The following is a 17,296-nucleotide window of genomic DNA, read 5'->3' as shown; positions in this document are numbered from 1 at the left end:
CACAAAAGAAAATAATTTGCGCCTTATATCCCCATCGCTAAAGCTAGGGGCTTTACGGCGTTTTTTTCGGTAAAGTATGATTAATTGTTAGTTCATTGATGCTCACTCCCGTACCACTACTCCTAAGAGATCTGTGGTGAAGAAAGATTCTTGTAAGGCGCGGCGCACGTTCATTGGGGATGACTGATGCAGCTTCAGCACCAATAGTGTTTGATCCACAACCGCTGACCATAGCTTTGCATCCACAGCGCTTAGCAGGGGTGGTGTATCTACAATTACCCAATCAAAGCGGTCGGCGATCGCCCCCATGAAACGGGTGAGCGATTCATGGCTGAGGAGGTGCACTGGGTGCTGTCGCAGTTGACCAGCTGTGAGGATGGTTAAACCGGCCTGTGGCGCAAGGCGATCGCTGGCTTCTCCCTGCGCTAACAGATCCGCTAAGCCTTGGCCATCATTTAAGCCAAGATAGCGATGCAGAGCGGGTCGCCGCAAATCCCCATCAATAAGTAAGACGTTTTTGCCGGTGGCAGTAGCCGCCAAGGCCAGATTGAGGGCAACACTGGTGCGACCTTCACCATGGCTAGGGGAAATAATAGCAAGGGAGCGACCATGGCCTGCTAGCGCCAAGTTGGCGTAAAGATGATGGAACGCTTCTTGTACCTGTTCGTAATCGCCGATCGCTGGCAGCACTTGGGTCACCCGCCATGCCACATTACCAATCTTCGCTATCTGCTCGAGGCGGATGTTCGGTTGTCCTTCCGCTGTGGGGATACGCCCCAGTAGGGGCAACTTAAGGGTAGCCTGAACCTGTTCGGCACTGCTAAAGGTATTGTCAAGGGCATCTGCAATGACAACTGCCAGAACGCCTACAGCAAGGCTGGCGATCGCCCCGAGGAGCAGTAAATGCAGTCGCGAGACCGTTGGGATGACGGGAGTATTGTCAATATCTGTGAGGAGCTGCCATGCAAAATTGTCTTGAGCAAGTTGTAATTGCACCGCTTGCCGCGCCTTATTCAACCCCTCAAGGGAGTGATGAGCCGTGCGGATGCGGTTTTCAATGCGACCCAGTTTTGGTAATTGGCTGCTTAACTGCTGTAATTCCCTAGCGATCGCCGCTTGGGGAGCTGCCAGTTTGGCATCATAGCGCTGTTGGGTGTCGTACTCAATCCATGCCATCAAATAGTTGGTAATCAACGTTTGGGAGACAGCTCCCTGAAACCCCAGAGCGGTAGGATTCTCAACCCGATACTGCTCACCAATCACCTCAGCCGCAATGGTTTGCAATTGTGCCACCAGAGCATTGCGCTGCTCCTCAAGGGCAAGAAGAATGGGAGTCCCTTCGCGGAAAATCGCCAGATTTTCAGCAATCTGCCGATCCACGTCCTGAATCTGTGCCAGTTGCTGTTGATAGGCGGGGGATGCGCTTAAGTTAGCAGCCGCTAGGGCTTCAGCGGGAGTCATGTTTAGCTGTTGTTGTAGCCCTTGAAAGCGGCCATAGGCTTCTACTGCTTTGAGGCGGGCTGCTTGCCGCAAGGAGTGGATTTGGCGATATTGCTCCGTCAATAAACGCATCTGTTCCGATGGTTGCAGGCTGGCTCCAGTGGGTTGCACCGCCTGCAAGTCCCGTTGCAGTTGCTCTAGCTCCGTGAGGTACTGTTCAATATCTTTGTTGATTTGGCTGAGGGTGCGTTCCAGTTGCTGGTGGCGATCGCGCTGGCCGTAAGCCATAAATGTCTCTGCCAAGGCGTGCAGCACTGCACTCACCCGCTCCGGATCGCGATCGCGATAGGTAACCTCAAGCACTTTCGCTGGCTCTGCTTCTGTAGGACGCACCGGGCGAATTGTGAGCCGCTGACTCAGATCATGGGTAGAAGTCTGCATCTGCTCAGCCACCGGCGCAAGGACTTTATCGCTCCCAAGCACAACAATTTGCGTCTCCACATCCGACTGTGTAGGTATCGGTGGCGGTAAAGCAGGCTGAGATTCCGGCAGAGTGCCTGCTATCCCTTCTGTAGCAGCAGCCGGCGAGTCAGGTAGAGTAGTTCTAGTGGGTTCAACCAGCAGCCGAAAACGCGCTTCATAGGATGGTGGGTTCAGTACCACGTACGTGACTGTGGCCAAGAATGATACTAAAACAGTTCCGGACAGCAACCGCCAGCGCTGCCTACAGCGATCCAAGAATGAATGCCGCACCCCATTCGCCAACGCCCCCTTTGGAGTTGGCAGCGGCATAGAGTGGGACGACGCGCCCTTTACCACCCGTAAATTAGGTACCTTTTGGGGCAATGGCATCAGTCACTACTAATCCAATAGATTGATGATAATACCTAACGTTCCCAACGCCCCTAGAGGCCGCAAAGCATTCCCCACTGCATCCCCAAACTGAGTCAAGCCCGACCGCTCCACCACAATCACATCTCCCTGCTGCAAGACCGGATTGCTATTCGCGCTAGGCTGCGCTGCCATACTAAAGGGAATCCGACGACGGCTCACTGTTCCATCCCGATTCAGACGCACGAGGGTGATGCGGGAGGTGTTGGCTCGCTGAACGTTAAACCCACCAGCGGCACCAATCCCTTGGGTCAGGGTAGCATTGGCAGGTACCTGCACTAACCCAGGCTTGAGCACCTCTCCCACCACTTGGACATTGATCACTTGGGGGGAAAAGGTGGCAGAGGCCACTCGCACCGCTTCAGCCGCATTCACAGTGGTCGCCTTGGGAATCACAATCACATCATCACTGCGCAGCGTAATATCTTGGGTGGCATCGCCAGATTGGATTAATTCCCAAAGATTAATTTTGGTGACGGCTGTTTGACCGTTTCCCAGTTGGCGGCGTACCTCAATATTGCGAATATCCGCATCTTGGGTAATTCCCCCTGCTTGTGTGAGAGCACGGCTCAGGCGTGGCCATGTCAACCCCCCAGACAAACTCATGGTGTCGCCTAGACCCGCGCCAGTAGACACGGATACCCCAGTAAACGGCACAATATAACTGCCCGGTCGGCTCACCTCACCCGCCACAAGAATTTTCATGGGTCGGGGCGTTTGCAAAGACACGGTTACTGCTGGAAAACGCATGACTTTACTATACGCATTGAGGATCACCTGCTCCGCTTGTGGCACCGTGAGTCCCTCCACCACCAACCGCCCCGCTAGGGGTAACACAACAGAGCCATCAAGGTTGACTGTAAACTGTTTTTGATTCGTCACACTCGAGGGGAGGTTGACCACTTCCACAAACAGAATATCGCCAGCACCTAAGATATAGTCAGCAAGGGGATTGACGCCAAAGTTGTAGGTCGTTGGCGTGATAGGAGCCATTTGAGCCATTGTGGGGCGAGCCATCAGCGGGGTCAGGGTGAGTATGCCAGCGATCGCCAACGGTGTTGTTACTTGCTGCAGCATATTGAAGCGTAGGTGCCCCATCAACGTCTCCTCCTCATTAGTGCCCTTCGTTGGCACAACGCGCCCTTCAAAAACTCTTTTATCATATCTCTCGTTCCATCGTTGATTAGTGTCTTGAACTGCTCCTTAGATGGGATTGCTGCCCTTCAAGCAGTATGGGAACCGACCACAGGAACCACTGAAGACTTCCGCTGCCTAGTGGTTAACCCAGTCATTGCCCAGATGCTCAGTCGGGATCGCGATGAATTTAGTGGGACGCATGGGGTTTCGTGAACTGAACTCCGCCCTAGAAGGGCGAGGCTTCTACCCCGGTTAGGGGCTTAATTCCGTGTTCCCCAGTAAAAGACGAACCGCCTCTTGCAGGATATTCCATGCAGCGGTCACGTCGCGAACATGCTGCCTTCCGCACGATGGGCACCTCCACTCTCGGTCACTGAGCGTCAAATTGTCGTTCAGTGACCCGCAATCCCAGCAAAGCTTGGTGGACGGGAACCAGCCCTCAATGAATTGAACGGCAGCTCCGTACCACTTGCCCTTATAGGTGGTGTAAACGTGCAGCGCTCGGATACAGATTATCTACGGCGCTTTGGAGTGACTGTGAATTGGGGTATTTCAGCCACGCAAATTGCCGCTTCAAGTCGGGCAGCATCACCTTGTACTGATTCTTATTGAACTGGCGCGTTTCCTTGAACAGCGCCAACATCCGGTTGTAGACAAACCGCACACAGCTAAAGTGGTGAGCAAAGCATTGCTCCTGTTCCTGATTCGGGTAGATGCGAAATTTGTAGGCTTTGTTAATCAGCATGACTGTAGTGCGTCCGTCCTAAAAACTATACTATAGGTGTGCAGTTACCGGCAATATGCAGGGCAACGGTTTAACCGCTATGAGGCAAGATGGTATACAGGTCAAGTCAACGCGCCACGCCAAGTATCAATCAGGGCACCACTTTGTCTGGATACCCTTTAAGCGGCGCAAAATCTTTCGGGATGAGGCTATCATTGAGGCCACGAAGCGGTATATCCGAGAGGCGGCAGCGAACAATGACATTGAGATTGAGGCCATCGAGATTGACCGCACCCTGATAGACCACGTTCACGTTTTTGCATCATTCCCGCCTAGAATGTCAGCGTCTCAAGTCGTGAACATCCTGAAAGGCTACAGTTCACGGCATCTTAGGATGGAGTTTCCCTGGCTGAAGCAGCTCTACCAAAAAGATCCGCTTTGGGCCAGGTCGTTTTATTGGGGAACCTGTGGCAATGTGTCGGCTCAAACCGTTAAGCGCTATATCGAGGAGTGCCAGGGTTGATCAACTCTGCCGCTTTGCAGCGGCGCGGGAACCATTCTGTATCCCCGACCTGAAGCAAGGGGGTTTATCTGGTTCCCGTGCCCTCCATTTTCTATAAATTTCTCCAGCGGTTTCACTTCAGCACTGATATTTGCCAAACCTTGATGACTGTTATGGGCATCTTGCCGGCGATGATTGCTTGGTTCTGATCGCCAAAACCATTAAACGTTCAGCAGATTTAGTGGCGCGCTATGGCGGTGACGAATTGCCATTTTACCGAAGAACACCGTAAAGCCCCTTGTTTTCGGCCAATCAAGGATCATAATAGATCTTGATTGCAGTACCCTCTCATCCCCACTCCGCCATTCATGACCTATAAGCGACTCAGCGAAACCGAACGCCAGCGTGTTTTCCAGCAGTACAGCCAAGGGCTAACGGTCAAAGACTTAGCGACTGAATTTGGCGTTAGCGAAAATACCATTCGTCGCATTGTTAAGCAAATGGAAACCGAGTCGCCAGCTCTGCCGCTTCTGAGTCTGGCAGCGGCTCCCTTGCCCCCCGAGGCAGACAGCACCGACGAAGAAGAGCTTGAGGGGGAAAGCCTTGCCCTAGATGAAGATGACTACGACGATAGCGACGAAGACGAACTGGATGAGGACGAACTAGGGATTGAACCAGTTCTGCCGGATGTACCAGAGATTGAGGCGGTGGAGTCCTTGGAGGTCATGCCTTTAGCGGCTGCCACCCTACCGCGCCCGTGCTATGTGGTAGTGGATCGCCGGGCTGAACTACTGACCCGTCCCCTAGAGGCGTTTCGTGGCCTAGGCCCTCTCTCTAGTGAAGAGGCTCAGCAAAGCACCCTGCCGATTTTCGATAGTCGTCCGGTGGCGCTGCGCTACTCACAGCAAAACCAACGACTCTTCAAAGCTAGCGATGTGCAATGGCGCAAAACAGTGGTCAAAGTGCCTGATGGCGAAATGCTGCGCAAGGTTACTGGCTACCTCCAGGCAAAGGGAATTACCCGCGTGTTATATCATGGGCGTGTGTATGCGCTGGATCTAGAATAAGCTAGGGGCAAGTATGCGATGTCAGGGATGCCCCTTGGAGGTCTCCTTGGTGGGAGTTAGGAGCTGGGTAAGTACAGTATGAAAGCAATGATCTTGGCCGCCGGAAAAGGCACCCGGGTACGCCCGATTACCTACACGATTCCGAAGCCAATGATCCCAATTTTGCAGAAACCCGTGATGGAGTTTTTGGTGGAGCTGCTGCGCAAGCACGGTTTTACCGAGATTATGGTGAACGTCAGCCATCTGGCCCACGAAATTGAAAACTACTTTCAGGATGGGCAGCGCTTTGGTGTTGATATTGCCTACTCGTTTGAGGGGTACATTCAAGATGGTGAGCTAGTGGGGAAGGCGCTTGGCTCGGCGGGTGGTATCAAACGGATTCAGGATTTTAACCCGTTCTTTGACGATACGTTTATTGTGTTGTGCGGTGATGCCCTCATTGACCTAGATTTGACGGCAGCCGTGCAGTGGCACCGCCAGAAAGGGGCGATCGCCACCGTCATTATGAAAACAGTTCCCCAGGATGATGTCTCCAGCTATGGTGTTGTTGTAACCGACGAGAGCGATCGCATCACGGCCTTTCAGGAAAAACCCCGTATTGAAGAGGCACTGAGCAACACCATCAATACAGGAATCTATATCTTTGAACCTGAAGTGCTAGACTACGTGCCCTCGAATCAAGAGTTTGACATCGGCAGTCAACTATTTCCCAAACTGGTAGCCATGGGGGCACCCTTCTATGGCTTGGCGATGGACTTTGAGTGGATTGATATTGGTAAGGTTCCCGACTATTGGCAAGCGGTGCGCAGTGTGCTCAACGGTACAATTACCAATGTGTCTATTCCTGGGCATGAGCGCTTTCCTGGGATTTATACGGGGTTGAATGTAGCGGTTAACTGGGATAGGGTAACGATTCAAGGACCGGTCTATATTGGCGGCATGACGAAAATAGAGGATGGCGCGACGATCATTGGGCCAACGATGATTGGGCCGAATTGCCACGTTTGTGGTGGTGCCGTGGTGGATAACTGTGTCATCTTTGAGTACTCTCGCCTTGGTTCGGATGTCCGCCTAGTGGATAAGCTCGTTTTTGGTCGCTACTGTGTGGATAAAACGGGAACCACCATTGACCTCAAAGCTGCCGCCCTCGATTGGTTAATCACGGACTCTCGGCAAACCGAGATTTTGCCTAGCCCCCTAAATCTCAAAGAAGTTGTCTCCTAGCGGGGTGGGAATTGATTATTAACCACACCTACAAGTTCATCTTCCTAAAAACTCGCAAAACAGCGGGAACGAGCCTAGAAATTGCCCTCTCGCAGTTTTGTACGGCCACGGACACCATCACGCCCATTCGCTGGCAGGATGAGCGGATTCGTCGCCAATTAGGCTACGTGGGGCCTCGTAACTATCGCGCTCCCGTGTCAGACTATACTCCCTCAGATTGGCTGGCCTTGTTTTACCGTGGTCCAAAGCGACTCCTGAGTAATCATGACCCTGCAAAGCACGTTCAGCGGGTGGTTGGCTCAGAGATCTGGCAAACGTACTTTACGTTTTGTTTTGAGCGCAACCCCTTTGATAAGGCCATCAGTCGCTATTACTGGAACACCAACGAACCGCGCCCTCCCATTGATGAGTATCTGCAAAGTGTCCAACCGGACTTATTGTCTAACTGGGGGATTTACACCATTGCGGATCAGATTGCGGTGGACTTTGTGGGGCGCTACGAACGCCTAAATGAGGATTTGGCCATTATCCAAGAGAAACTTGGTTTGCCACGGCCATTGAACTTGCCGCGAGCTAAGGCTGGGTATCGTAAAAATCGCGATCACTATAGTCGGGTCTTAAATGCGGCGGCGCGGCAGCGGATTGAAGCGGTTTGTGCCAACGAGATCGCCCAGTTTGGCTACCACTGGGAAGCAATCTAGAGCTAAGTGAAAATACTTACGACGACTGATGATTGATGTCAACAATTGTTACAAGAGGCGGCGGGGATCATAAGACTTGTGGAGAACTCCTACGAACCGCTGACATTTCCTAGCATCCTTAGGGGCGATCGCAGTAGGTTGAGAATCAGTACAGGGCAGCAAATGACGAGCCAATGGTGTTTGTCAGATGCTAGGCGTGCCGGCTAGACTGCTTTTTCCATCACAGTATGGCAGGGCGCCGAAGATTGCCTCTGTGGATGACGCAAAATCTACCTAAAGAATGCCTATGAAAGTTGGGGTCGTTAAGGAACGCGAAGTGGGAGAGCAGCGGGTCGCCCTCATTCCCGATGTCGTAGCCAAGCTGGTACAGCAGGGGTATCACATCTGTGTGGAAGCGGGAGCGGGCGATATGGCTCACTTCAGCGATGATGACTATCGGGCAGCGGGTGCAGACATCTATCCCTCAATCGAAGACGTGTGGGGCGGGGTTGATGTTTTGCTGAAGGTTTCTCCCCTACGCGATCGGGAAGTGGAGTGGATTCGCCCAGGCACAACCCTCATTAGTTTTCTGAACCCTTTGGGGAACCCATGGCAGATGCAGCACCTTGCAGAACGCCATATTACTGCCTTTGCCCTTGAATGTATTCCCCGCAGTAGCCGTGCCCAGAGCATGGATGCCCTTTCGTCCCAAGCAGCGGTCGCGGGCTATGCTGCGGTTCTATTGGCTGCCTCAAATCTGCCGCGGTTTTTCCCTATGCTCACCACTGCCGCAGGCACCATTGCCCCGGCCAAAGTGTTCGTGATCGGGGCTGGAGTGGCGGGTTTGCAGGCGATCGCTACCGCTCGTCGCCTAGGGGCGGTGGTCGAAGCCTTTGATATTCGGCCTGCGGTCAAGGAAGAGGTGCAAAGCTTAGGGGCAAAATTTGTGGAGGTAAACCTAGACGAAGACACCGTTGCCGCGGGTGGCTATGCCAAGGACGTCTCGGAGAGTGCCAAGCACAAAACTCAAGAGGCGATCGCTGCCCATGTTCACAGTGCCGATGTCGTAATTACCACTGCTCAGGTTCCGGGTAAACCAGCCCCCCTCTTGGTGACTGAGCGGATGGTGGCTAGCATGAAACCCGGTTCAGTCATTGTGGATCTGGCGGCTGAGCAGGGGGGCAACTGCGCGTGCACCGAGCCGGGGCGCTCTATCTGCCATCAGCGGGTAACGATCATTGGCGCTATTAACCTGCCGTCCTCCATGGCCATTCACGCCAGCCAAATGTACGCCAAAAATATTTCAACCCTTCTGAAGTACCTCAGCCCGAACCAAGAATTGCAGTTGAATTTTGGCGATGACATTATTGATGCAGCCTGCATTACCCACGAAGGTCAAGTGCGCAACCCACGGGTACTGCAACTTTTACACCCTGCGGACACTTTGGCAGTCAGTGTTTAAGGAAGTTTTACAGACAATCGTGCTGCCCTTTAGAGGTGTTGTTCTATGACAGATCCAATTATTGTCGGTCTGATAATTTTTGTCTTGGCCAGTTTTGTTGGCTTTGAGGTCATTAATAAGGTGCCCCCTACCCTCCACACCCCCTTGATGTCCGGGTCAAACGCCATTTCTGGAATTGCCGTCATTGGTGCACTGCTGATGGCGGGGAGCGGTCACACTACTCTGACGGTTGTCCTTGGCTTTATTGCGACGGTCTTAGCCACCGTCAATGTGGTGGGCGGCTTTTTAGTCACCGACCGGATGTTGCAAATGTTTAAGCGGTGAGGCAGAGTGCCATGGATTGGTTAACACGGATTGAAGACTTAAGCTATTTGGGGGCGGCCGCCCTATTTATTGTTGGCCTCAAACAATTAGGGTCACCCGCAACCGCCCGCCAAGGGAATCGCCTTGCTGCTTTGGGAATGCTCCTAGCCATTGTTGTGACCCTTTTAGATCGGCAAATTATTAGCTATACGGGCATTTTGGCCGCGATTGGTTTGGGGAGCATCATTGGGGCAGTGGCCGCCTACAAGGTGGAGATGACCGCTATGCCGCAGATGGTCGGGCTGCTCAACGGTTTGGGCGGTGCAGCCTCAGCCTTGGTGGGGATTGGCGAATTTTGCCGCATTGTGGCCGTTGGCGAGCCGCTCCCCCTGAGTACCCTTGTGACGATTATTTTAGGGGTGCTCATTGGCGGGGTTACCCTGACCGGCAGCTTAGTGGCCTTTGGCAAGTTGCAGGGACTCATTTCCGGAACGCCTGTGATCTTCCCTATGCAGCAGGGTATTAATCTTGGCTTACTGGTTGCGTTTTTGGCCACCAGTGTTCTCATCTGGCTGGATCCGTCCCAGATGGGTCTATTTTGGAGCTTGGTGGCGATCGCCGGTGTCTTGGGGGTTCTTTTTGTCATCCCCATTGGGGGCGCCGATATGCCCGTTGTAATTTCGCTGTTGAACTCCCTCTCTGGTTTAGCGGCAAGTGCAGCAGGGTTTATTGTTGGCAACAGTATGCTAATTATTGCCGGTGCCCTTGTTGGTGCTTCCGGCTTAATTCTGACCCAGATTATGTGCAAGGCCATGAATCGCTCCTTGGCCAATGTGCTCTTTAGTGGCTTTGGCGGCGGCGGTGCTAAAGCAGCGAGTGGCGTCACCAGCGCAGCCACTCCCAAGACGGTTCGCACCATTGACTCGGAAGAAAGCGCCATGATGCTGGGCTATGCCAAGTCGGTGGTGATTGTACCGGGCTATGGCATGGCAGTTGCCCAAGCGCAGCACAGTGTTAAGGAATTGGCGGATCAACTGGAGCGGCTAGGGGTAGAGGTTAAGTATGCCATTCATCCCGTGGCCGGACGGATGCCAGGGCACATGAATGTACTGCTGGCAGAGGCGAATGTTCCCTATCCGCAACTCAAGGACATGGAGGACATCAACCCTGAATTTGAGAATGTGGATGTTGCCCTAGTCATTGGAGCCAATGATGTGGTCAATCCGGCAGCCCGCACCAACCCCGGCAGTCCGGTGTATGGGATGCCCATTCTGGATGTGGATCGGGCGCGGCACACCATCGTGATTAAGCGTAGTCTCAGCCCTGGTTTTGCCGGTATTGACAATGAGTTGTTCTACAAAGATAAAACCCTGATGATGTTTGGCAGTGCCAAAGATGTGCTGAATAAGCTGATTACTGAGGTGAAACAGCTCTAGCGACAACTGACTGCAGCATTGCGGCTAAATACTGCCGCAACCTGTTCTAACTCAAACTGATCGAGGCGATCCAGAACCCAGTGGCAGCGGCGTTGCAGCATATGAAAGGGGTATGTGTGGGCAACGCCCATCACCCGTATGCCTGCTGCTTTTGCCGACTCAATGCCTGCAAACGTATCTTCAATGGCTAAGCAGTCGCTAGCCGCCAGAGCCAGTTCTGGAAACTGCTGCTGTAAGCGCTCTAGTGCCCGCTGATAGGGGTCAGGATAGGGTTTGCCGCGATCCACCTCTTCAGCACTGACGATACAGTCAACGGCGGATGTCATCTCTGCGCGTGCTAAGGCCAAGGTGACCTCTGATCGCAGCGCTCCCGTCACAATGGCAATTTTTAGGCCTGATCCCCGCAGGTGTTGCAATAATGGCAGGGCACCGGCGAAGAACGGCAACGGATCACTGTTAGTGAACCATTGCTGGTAGGCGACTGCTTTTTTGCGAATCAGGGTCTCTAAATAGTCAGCCGTGATGACACGACCGCGCCGACTCAGCAGGTTATCAAGGCAGGCGCGATCGCTGCGGCCAAGACAAAACTGGTCGTACTCCCCCCGCTGGGGGCGCAGGTTTTCCTGAAGGAGAATCTCATCAATAAGGGCGGCATGAATCGGCTCGTCGTCCAAGATGACGCCGTTAAAGTCGAAGAGAATGGCCTTTAGGGGCATACCTGTACAAGTTCAGGGAATAACTGCTGAATGCGCTGCTGGATCTGCGCTTCGTCACTGAGGTGGGCAGTGTCTGCAGTCTGCCGCATTAAGGATTCTCCGACTAACACGGCTTGGGCACCAGCGGCTGCCACCCGCTCAACGTGAGCCTGCTCGTGGATGCCTGACTCGCTGACCACCACAATCCCGCGATCGCACAGTTGTCCGCCATAGGTTGCCAAGAGTGCCTCTGTAGTCGCCAAATTCACACTAAAGTCCTCAAGATTACGGTTATTAATGCCCACAAGCTGTACCCCTTCAAGAGCCAAGACTCGCTCCATTTCACTGGCCGTGTGCACTTCAACGAGGGCAGTCATTCCCAAGCTGTTAGCAATGCGCAGAAAATAGTCCAAATCGCGATCGCAAAGGATGGCCGCAATCAGCAGTACCGCGTCAGCGCCCCGTAACCGCGCCAGAAACATCTGGTAGGGGTAGATGATAAAGTCTTTGCACAATAGCGGTAGCTCAACGGCGGATCGAATCTGCTCGAGATACTCAAAACTCCCTTGGAAAAACTCACTGTCTGTTAGTACAGAGATACAGGTGGCACCGGCAGCCGCGTAGGCGTGGGCGATCGCCACCGGATTAAAGTTGGCACGGATCACCCCTTTACTGGGGGAGGCCTTCTTCACTTCGGCAATGAGGGCAGGCCGGGTCACTGGCGATCGCAGCGCATCAATCAACGACCGCACTGGCGGCGCATTCAGCACTTGGCGTTGTAACTCTGCTAGCGGGAGGCTGTCGCGCAGTTGCTCAACCTCCTGCTCTTTGTGCCAAACAATTTTTTCCAGAATATGGCGGGGTTCCCCGTCCACCACAGGAACTTGATAATGGAGGGTATGAACCGTCACGGCAGGATTGGGGGGACGGCGGCGAATGTGCATAGGGTCTCTCGTAGCAGTTCCGCATTCAGTCATTGACCATAGGATAGAACAGAATGCAGTATTTGGGGATCACGCTGACGGCAGTTTTCACGAGAGTGGACTTAGCACCTTATCGGCCGTATCAACGGCAACCTCACCCACCACTTCGGGGCTGTTGGCCTCCGAGGGCGGAACGACTTGCCAAAAGAGCGGCAAGTAACGCTCCCACTCCTCCAGAATCATAGCGGCCTTGGCGCTGCCCGTGCGATCGCGATGCGCCGTAATGAGTTGCCGCAGTTGCGCTGCACCAATGGCGGAGGTGACCCGCTGGAGCTTGACAATTTCGGGATTAACTTTAGCGGGGAAGGTGCCTGCCTCATCAAGGATATAGGCCAAGCCACCGGTCATCCCTGCCCCAACGTTACGCCCTGTAGTGCCGAGCACCACGACGACACCGCCTGTCATATACTCGCAGCAATGATCGCCGGTTCCTTCAACCACGGCTTGCGCCTTCGAGTTACGTACTGCAAAGCGCTCGCCAGCACGGCCATTGGCAAAGAGTACCCCACCCGTGGCACCGTAGAGACAGGTATTGCCGATAATGACGTTCTCAGCAGCGGTGTAAGGGGCGTTCGGCTTGGGTTTAATGATGAGTTCGCCACCGTGCATTCCCTTGCCCACGTAGTCGTTGGCTTCGCCAGTTAGCCGCAGGATCATCCCCGGTAGGTTAAAGGCACCAAAGCTCTGACCAGCACTCCCGTAGAAGTTGAGGGTGATTTGCCCTTCAAAGCCAGTGTTGCCATACTGCTTGGCAATGGCACCGGCAATGCGCGCCCCTACCGTGCGATCGGTGTTGACAATGGGTAACTCTAGTTCGACCGTCTGCTGCTTGGCAATGGCGGTTTGCACTTCGGGTCGCGCCAAAATCTCATCGTCAAGCACTGCACCATTACTATGAACGGTTTCGTGCTGTAGCCAGCGGCGATCGCTGCGGGTATCCGGCAGCTTAGTTAAGCAGTCGAGGTTGAGGGCAGCGGTTTTGGCCAACTGAATATCTTGGCGAGGAATCAGCAGATCCGCACGCCCTACCACATCTTGCAACGACCGGTAACCAAGCTTGGCTAAGATTGAGCGCACCTCTTCGGCAATAAACAGGAAGAAGTTAACCACATGCTCAGGCATACCGGGGAAACGTTGGCGCAGTTCTTCTTTTTGGGTGGCAACGCCTACCGGGCAGTTATTGGTGTGGCAAATACGCGCCATAATACAGCCCTCGGCAATCATGGCCACTGAGCCAAACCCAAATTCTTCGGCTCCCATCAGCGCCCCCATCACCACGTCCCAGCCGCACTTGAGACCGCCATCAACCCGCAGGACAACGCGATCGCGCAGTTGATTGTCTAAAAGAACACGGTGAACTTCCGTTAACCCCAGTTCCCACGGACTACCGGCGTGCTTAATGGAACTCAAGGGAGACGCACCCGTGCCGCCATCGTGACCAGAAATTTGAATCACATCGGCATTAGCTTTGGCCACTCCCGCGGCAATGGTACCAATGCCAATTTCCGCCACGAGCTTCACCGAGACCTGAGCTTGGGGATTAATCTGGTGCAGATCAAAGATCAGTTGCGCCAAGTCCTCGATGGAGTAAATGTCGTGGTGCGGCGGTGGCGAAATCAGGGAGACCCCAGGCTTCGATCGCCGCAGCATCGCAATGTAGGGGCTGACTTTCGTGCCCGGCAGTTGACCGCCTTCACCAGGTTTTGCACCTTGGGCAATTTTAATTTCAATTTGTTGGGCATGGGTCAGGTATTCGGGGGTTACCCCAAAGCGCCCGGAGGCCACCTGTTTAATGGCAGAACTAGCGGTGTCGCCGTTCCGCAGCCCTCGTAGGTGGGGCAACTGGGGCGATCGCCCTTCAGCATCCACATCGTTGAGCACTTGGAACCGCACTGGGTCTTCGCCCCCTTCACCGGAGTTGGATTTGCCACCAAGGCGATTCATGGCGATCGCTAGCACCTCGTGAGCTTCCCGTGAGAGTGCCCCCAAGGACATCCCGCCAGTGCAGAAGCGTTTGACAATTTCGCTGGCAGGCTCGACGTGCTCTAAGGGAATACTGGGGCGATCGCTGCGGAACTCCAACAAATCCCGCAGAGCCGTAGGGGGGCGACCCGTCAACTGCTGCCGATACGTCTCGTAGTGGTCATAGCGATTGGCCGTCACCGCCTTGTGCAGGGCTTTGGCCATTTCCGGGTTGTTCATGTGGTACTCACCCCCCGGACGGAACTGCACAAACCCAAAGTTTTCCAGCTTCTTGCTCGTCAGTTCCGGGAAGGCTTTGTGGTGGAAGGTAATTGTTTCCTGGGCTAAATCCCGCAGGGTTAAGCCGCCCACCCGAGAGGTGGTGCCAATAAAAGCCGTGTTGAGCAGATCATCCCCAATGCCAATGGCCTCAAAAATTTGGGCACCGCGATAGCTGGCAATTAAGGAAATTCCCATTTTGGAAAGAATTTTCAGCAGTCCCTCTTCAATGGCTTTGCGGTAGTTGGCTTGGGCGGTTTGCAAATCAATACTGGCCAGCTTGCCTTTAGCCATCAGGTTTTGGGTGCGATCGCTGTGCCACCACTGGCGGATGGTCTCCCACGTGAGGTAAGGGCACACAGCACCGGCACCATAGCCAATGAGACAGGCAAAGTGATGCGTACTCCAGCATTGGGCTGTTTCCACTACCAAGGAGACCCGCCGACGAATGCCTTGGGCAATGAGGTGATGGTGTACCGCCCCTACTGCTAATAACGGCGGAATATAGGAAGTGTCCGCAGCAACCATCTGTAACTCACCGGCTCCATTGTGGCGATCGCTGAGAACTAAAATGGCAGAGCCAGCCTGAACCGCGGCAGCCGCCTGCTCACAGAGGCGCTTCACCGCCACTTCCAGCCCACTTGGGCCTTGATCAATGGCAAATTGCGTCGAAAGCCGCACAGTGCCAAAGGGAGCCTTGAGAATCTCTGCGAGTTCCGCCTCGTTAATAATGGGCGAATTGAGTTGTAGCAGCCGTGCATCCTCTGGAGACTCTACCAAAAGATTCCCCCGCGCTCCCAAGCGCGTCACAAGGGACATCACCAGCTTCTCGCGCAATGGGTCAATGGGCGGATTCGTGACTTGGGCAAAGCGCTGCTTGAAGTAGTCGTAAAGGAGATGGGGCTGCGACGAAAGCACCGCCAAGGGAATATCATCCCCCATACAAAACGTCGGCTCCTTGCCATCCTTGGCCATGGCCTCGATTACCATCTCCACATCTTCGGCACTAAAGCCAAAGGCGGTCTGCTGTTGCAAGCAGGTGGTGCTGTCGAGTTGCGGCGCTTCCCAGTAGGCTTGGGGCACCAGTTCTTGGCGATAGGTTTTCAGCCATTCGCCGTAGGGCTGCTGCTGCGCCACCCGCTGTTTAATTTCCCAGTTGGTGAGTAATTCTTGGTGCTCCAGATCGACGGCAATCATTTGCCCTGGGCCAAGCCGACCTTTTTCTAGAACCGTGTCTTCGGCAATTTGAATACTGCCCGCTTCCGAAGAAACAATCACCAAATCGTCGGTGGTCAAGGTGTAGCGGGCAGGGCGCAGGCCATTGCGATCAAGGGTGGCACCAACAATTTTGCCATCGGAAAACGCTACCAACGCAGGCCCATCCCACGCTTCCTGAATACCGCTGTAGTATTCGTAAAAGTCCACCACTTCAGGGTGCTCTGCTAGATCCGGTTGATTTTGGTAAGCCTCCGGCACCAGCATCATCATGGCGTGCAGGGGGTGGCGACCCGATTGCACCAGTAACTCTAGCACATTATCCAGATTGGCAGAGTCGCTATTGTCAGCGTTCACAATTGGGGTTAAGTCTTCAAAGGCACCTTGCCAGTAGGGATGAGCCAACTGCGATTGGCGTGCCCGCATCCAGTTGATATTCCCCAAGAGGGTATTAATTTCCCCGTTGTGACCCAGCATCCGCATCGGCTGTGCCAGAGGCCACTTCGGCATGGTATTGGTGCTAAAGCGGCGATGGTACAGGGCAAACGGGCTGACGTAGTTAGGGTTGCGCAGGTCGTCGTAAAACTGAGCTAACACCACTGAGCGCACCATTCCCTTATAGACAATGGTGCGGGTGGAAAACGAACAGATGTAAAAGTCTTGCCGCCACTCGGCGGTGGTTTGGGCAACGGCACGTTCAATACGCTTACGGGTGAGGTATAGCTGCCGCTCTAGCTCGTCACCGCTTGCCCTGCTGGACGCCACAAACAGTTGCTCAATTTGAGGTTGATTTTGCTTGGCTTGTACACCCAGAACTTCAGGGTGAACCGGTACGGTGCGCCAGCCGAGCAACCGCAGTTCATTTTGACTGAGCACCCGCTCCACAATTTCTTTTGCCGCTGCCGTTGCCGCCCCTTGGGGCAAAAAGATCATGGCTACCCCAATCCGCTGCCGCGGAATGCCAAACTCGGGTAATAGCTCCCACGGAATCGCGGTCATAATCCCAGCGCCATCCCCAGAGTCGCGATCGGCGCTGCAACCGCCGCGGTGTTCTAAGCAGATCAGACCCTCTAGGGCTTGCGCCACAATTCGGTGACTCGCCATCCCTTTGCGGTGGGCGACAAAGCCAACGCCACAGGCATCTCGCTCTTCCACAAGCCAAGGTTGTCCATGGTAACCATTATTCAGGGTGGTAGCGCTGGCTGGGGAAAAAGGGGAGGGTTGTTGCATGGGTCTGAAAACAGAAACGTTGATTTAAGCAGGCGGTAAATCAGAGGGTTGTCACTGTTCAAGTTC

16 protein-coding genes are annotated in these 17,296 nt (G+C 54.0%); 9 read left to right on the top strand and 7 right to left on the bottom strand.

Annotation, left to right across the window (positions count from 1 at the left end):
• Positions 1 to 102 precede the first annotated feature (102 nt).
• Positions 103 to 2,121: a GumC family protein gene (locus BRW62_RS02005; RefSeq protein WP_227517511.1), complete on the bottom strand. Its 2,019-nt coding sequence runs from the start codon at positions 2,119 to 2,121 to the stop codon at positions 103 to 105.
• A 180-nt stretch (positions 2,122 to 2,301) separates the two neighbouring features.
• Entirely contained in the window at positions 2,302 to 3,429 is a 1,128-nt protein-coding gene (locus tag BRW62_RS02000; protein ID WP_099798014.1) for an SLBB domain-containing protein, read from the bottom strand.
• Positions 3,430 to 3,522: 93 nt separating this feature from the next.
• Between BRW62_RS02000 and BRW62_RS01995 the strand changes: the two genes are divergently transcribed.
• A complete protein-coding gene (locus tag BRW62_RS01995; protein WP_198406100.1) occupies positions 3,523 to 3,681 on the top strand; it encodes a hypothetical protein in 159 nt (52 codons plus the stop codon).
• A gap of 39 nt (positions 3,682 to 3,720) precedes the next feature.
• Here the strand turns inward: BRW62_RS01995 and BRW62_RS14980 are convergent, their stop codons facing one another.
• Together BRW62_RS14980 and BRW62_RS01985 are read right to left on the bottom strand one after the other, a co-directional pair.
• Entirely contained in the window at positions 3,721 to 3,912 is a 192-nt protein-coding gene (locus BRW62_RS14980) for a zinc ribbon domain-containing protein (RefSeq protein WP_376787928.1), read from the bottom strand.
• A gap of 31 nt (positions 3,913 to 3,943) precedes the next feature.
• Positions 3,944 to 4,213 (bottom strand): helix-turn-helix domain-containing protein, encoded by a 270-nt coding sequence (locus BRW62_RS01985; protein ID WP_099798008.1) that lies wholly within the window; start codon positions 4,211 to 4,213, stop codon positions 3,944 to 3,946.
• A 79-nt stretch (positions 4,214 to 4,292) separates the two neighbouring features.
• Here BRW62_RS01985 and tnpA point away from each other — a divergent pair, with 79 nt between their 5' ends.
• The 8 genes from tnpA (at position 4,293) to BRW62_RS01945 (ending at position 10,866) form a co-directional block, all read left to right on the top strand.
• Complete coding sequence (gene tnpA / locus BRW62_RS01980; RefSeq protein WP_198405924.1) at positions 4,293 to 4,715, top strand: IS200/IS605 family transposase; 423 nt, start codon at positions 4,293 to 4,295, stop codon at positions 4,713 to 4,715.
• A gap of 130 nt (positions 4,716 to 4,845) precedes the next feature.
• Positions 4,846 to 4,986, top strand: coding sequence for a diguanylate cyclase (locus BRW62_RS14850; protein ID WP_099798006.1), 141 nt, complete (start codon positions 4,846 to 4,848; stop codon positions 4,984 to 4,986).
• A 76-nt stretch (positions 4,987 to 5,062) separates the two neighbouring features.
• The gene (locus BRW62_RS01970; protein ID WP_099798004.1) at positions 5,063 to 5,761 is read left to right on the top strand and encodes a helix-turn-helix domain-containing protein; all 699 of its coding nucleotides are present in this window, start codon (positions 5,063 to 5,065) and stop codon (positions 5,759 to 5,761) included.
• A 78-nt stretch (positions 5,762 to 5,839) separates the two neighbouring features.
• Positions 5,840 to 6,985, top strand: a complete 1,146-nt coding sequence (locus BRW62_RS01965; protein WP_099798002.1) for a sugar phosphate nucleotidyltransferase — start codon at positions 5,840 to 5,842, stop codon at positions 6,983 to 6,985.
• 11 nt (positions 6,986 to 6,996) lie between these two features.
• Positions 6,997 to 7,686: a sulfotransferase family protein gene (locus tag BRW62_RS01960; RefSeq protein ID WP_099798000.1), complete on the top strand. Its 690-nt coding sequence runs from the start codon at positions 6,997 to 6,999 to the stop codon at positions 7,684 to 7,686.
• A gap of 286 nt (positions 7,687 to 7,972) precedes the next feature.
• Positions 7,973 to 9,127, top strand: a complete 1,155-nt coding sequence (locus tag BRW62_RS01955; protein ID WP_099797999.1) for a Re/Si-specific NAD(P)(+) transhydrogenase subunit alpha — start codon at positions 7,973 to 7,975, stop codon at positions 9,125 to 9,127.
• A gap of 45 nt (positions 9,128 to 9,172) precedes the next feature.
• The gene (locus tag BRW62_RS01950; RefSeq protein WP_099797997.1) at positions 9,173 to 9,451 is read left to right on the top strand and encodes an NAD(P) transhydrogenase subunit alpha; all 279 of its coding nucleotides are present in this window, start codon (positions 9,173 to 9,175) and stop codon (positions 9,449 to 9,451) included.
• A gap of 11 nt (positions 9,452 to 9,462) precedes the next feature.
• Positions 9,463 to 10,866 (top strand): NAD(P)(+) transhydrogenase (Re/Si-specific) subunit beta, encoded by a 1,404-nt coding sequence (locus BRW62_RS01945; protein ID WP_099797995.1) that lies wholly within the window; start codon positions 9,463 to 9,465, stop codon positions 10,864 to 10,866.
• Here BRW62_RS01945 and BRW62_RS01940 read toward each other — a convergent pair.
• The 3 genes from BRW62_RS01940 to BRW62_RS01930 all read right to left on the bottom strand — a co-directional run bounded on the left by BRW62_RS01940 (position 10,863) and on the right by BRW62_RS01930 (position 17,230).
• Positions 10,863 to 11,582, bottom strand: a complete 720-nt coding sequence (locus tag BRW62_RS01940; protein ID WP_099797993.1) for an HAD family hydrolase — start codon at positions 11,580 to 11,582, stop codon at positions 10,863 to 10,865. The two genes, BRW62_RS01945 and BRW62_RS01940, sit on opposite strands and share 4 nt — an antisense overlap.
• Entirely contained in the window at positions 11,573 to 12,505 is a 933-nt protein-coding gene (gene trpC / locus BRW62_RS01935; protein ID WP_099797991.1) for an indole-3-glycerol phosphate synthase TrpC, read from the bottom strand. Before trpC ends, BRW62_RS01940 begins: the two co-directional genes overlap by 10 nt.
• 87 nt (positions 12,506 to 12,592) lie before the next feature.
• Complete coding sequence (locus BRW62_RS01930; RefSeq protein ID WP_099797990.1) at positions 12,593 to 17,230, bottom strand: glutamate synthase-related protein; 4,638 nt, start codon at positions 17,228 to 17,230, stop codon at positions 12,593 to 12,595.
• Positions 17,231 to 17,296 lie beyond the last annotated feature (66 nt).

It is taken from the genome of Thermostichus lividus PCC 6715, assembly GCF_002754935.1.
Taxonomy (GTDB): domain Bacteria; phylum Cyanobacteriota; class Cyanobacteriia; order Thermosynechococcales; family Thermosynechococcaceae; genus Thermosynechococcus; species Thermosynechococcus lividus.
The sequence above is the reverse complement of the archived record's forward strand: the minus strand, read 5'-3'. Positions and strand labels throughout refer to the sequence as shown.

Bases quoted from the DNA above. Each gene is read 5' to 3' on its own strand.
- BRW62_RS01955 (WP_099797999.1), top strand. From the start codon at position 7,973: ATGAAAGTTGGGGTCGTTAAGGAACGCGAAGTGGGAGAGCAGCGGGTC.
- BRW62_RS02000 (WP_099798014.1), bottom strand. From the start codon at position 3,429: ATGGGGCACCTACGCTTCAATATGCTGCAGCAAGTAACAACACCGTTG.
- BRW62_RS01950 (WP_099797997.1), top strand. From the start codon at position 9,173: ATGACAGATCCAATTATTGTCGGTCTGATAATTTTTGTCTTGGCCAGT.
- BRW62_RS01940 (WP_099797993.1), bottom strand. From the start codon at position 11,582: ATGCCCCTAAAGGCCATTCTCTTCGACTTTAACGGCGTCATCTTGGAC.
- BRW62_RS01970 (WP_099798004.1), top strand. From the start codon at position 5,063: ATGACCTATAAGCGACTCAGCGAAACCGAACGCCAGCGTGTTTTCCAG.
- BRW62_RS01965 (WP_099798002.1), top strand. From the start codon at position 5,840: ATGAAAGCAATGATCTTGGCCGCCGGAAAAGGCACCCGGGTACGCCCG.
- BRW62_RS01985 (WP_099798008.1), bottom strand. From the start codon at position 4,213: ATGCTGATTAACAAAGCCTACAAATTTCGCATCTACCCGAATCAGGAA.
- BRW62_RS01945 (WP_099797995.1), top strand. From the start codon at position 9,463: ATGGATTGGTTAACACGGATTGAAGACTTAAGCTATTTGGGGGCGGCC.
- BRW62_RS01930 (WP_099797990.1), bottom strand. From the start codon at position 17,230: ATGCAACAACCCTCCCCTTTTTCCCCAGCCAGCGCTACCACCCTGAAT.
- trpC (WP_099797991.1), bottom strand. From the start codon at position 12,505: ATGCACATTCGCCGCCGTCCCCCCAATCCTGCCGTGACGGTTCATACC.
- tnpA (WP_198405924.1), top strand. From the start codon at position 4,293: ATGAGGCAAGATGGTATACAGGTCAAGTCAACGCGCCACGCCAAGTAT.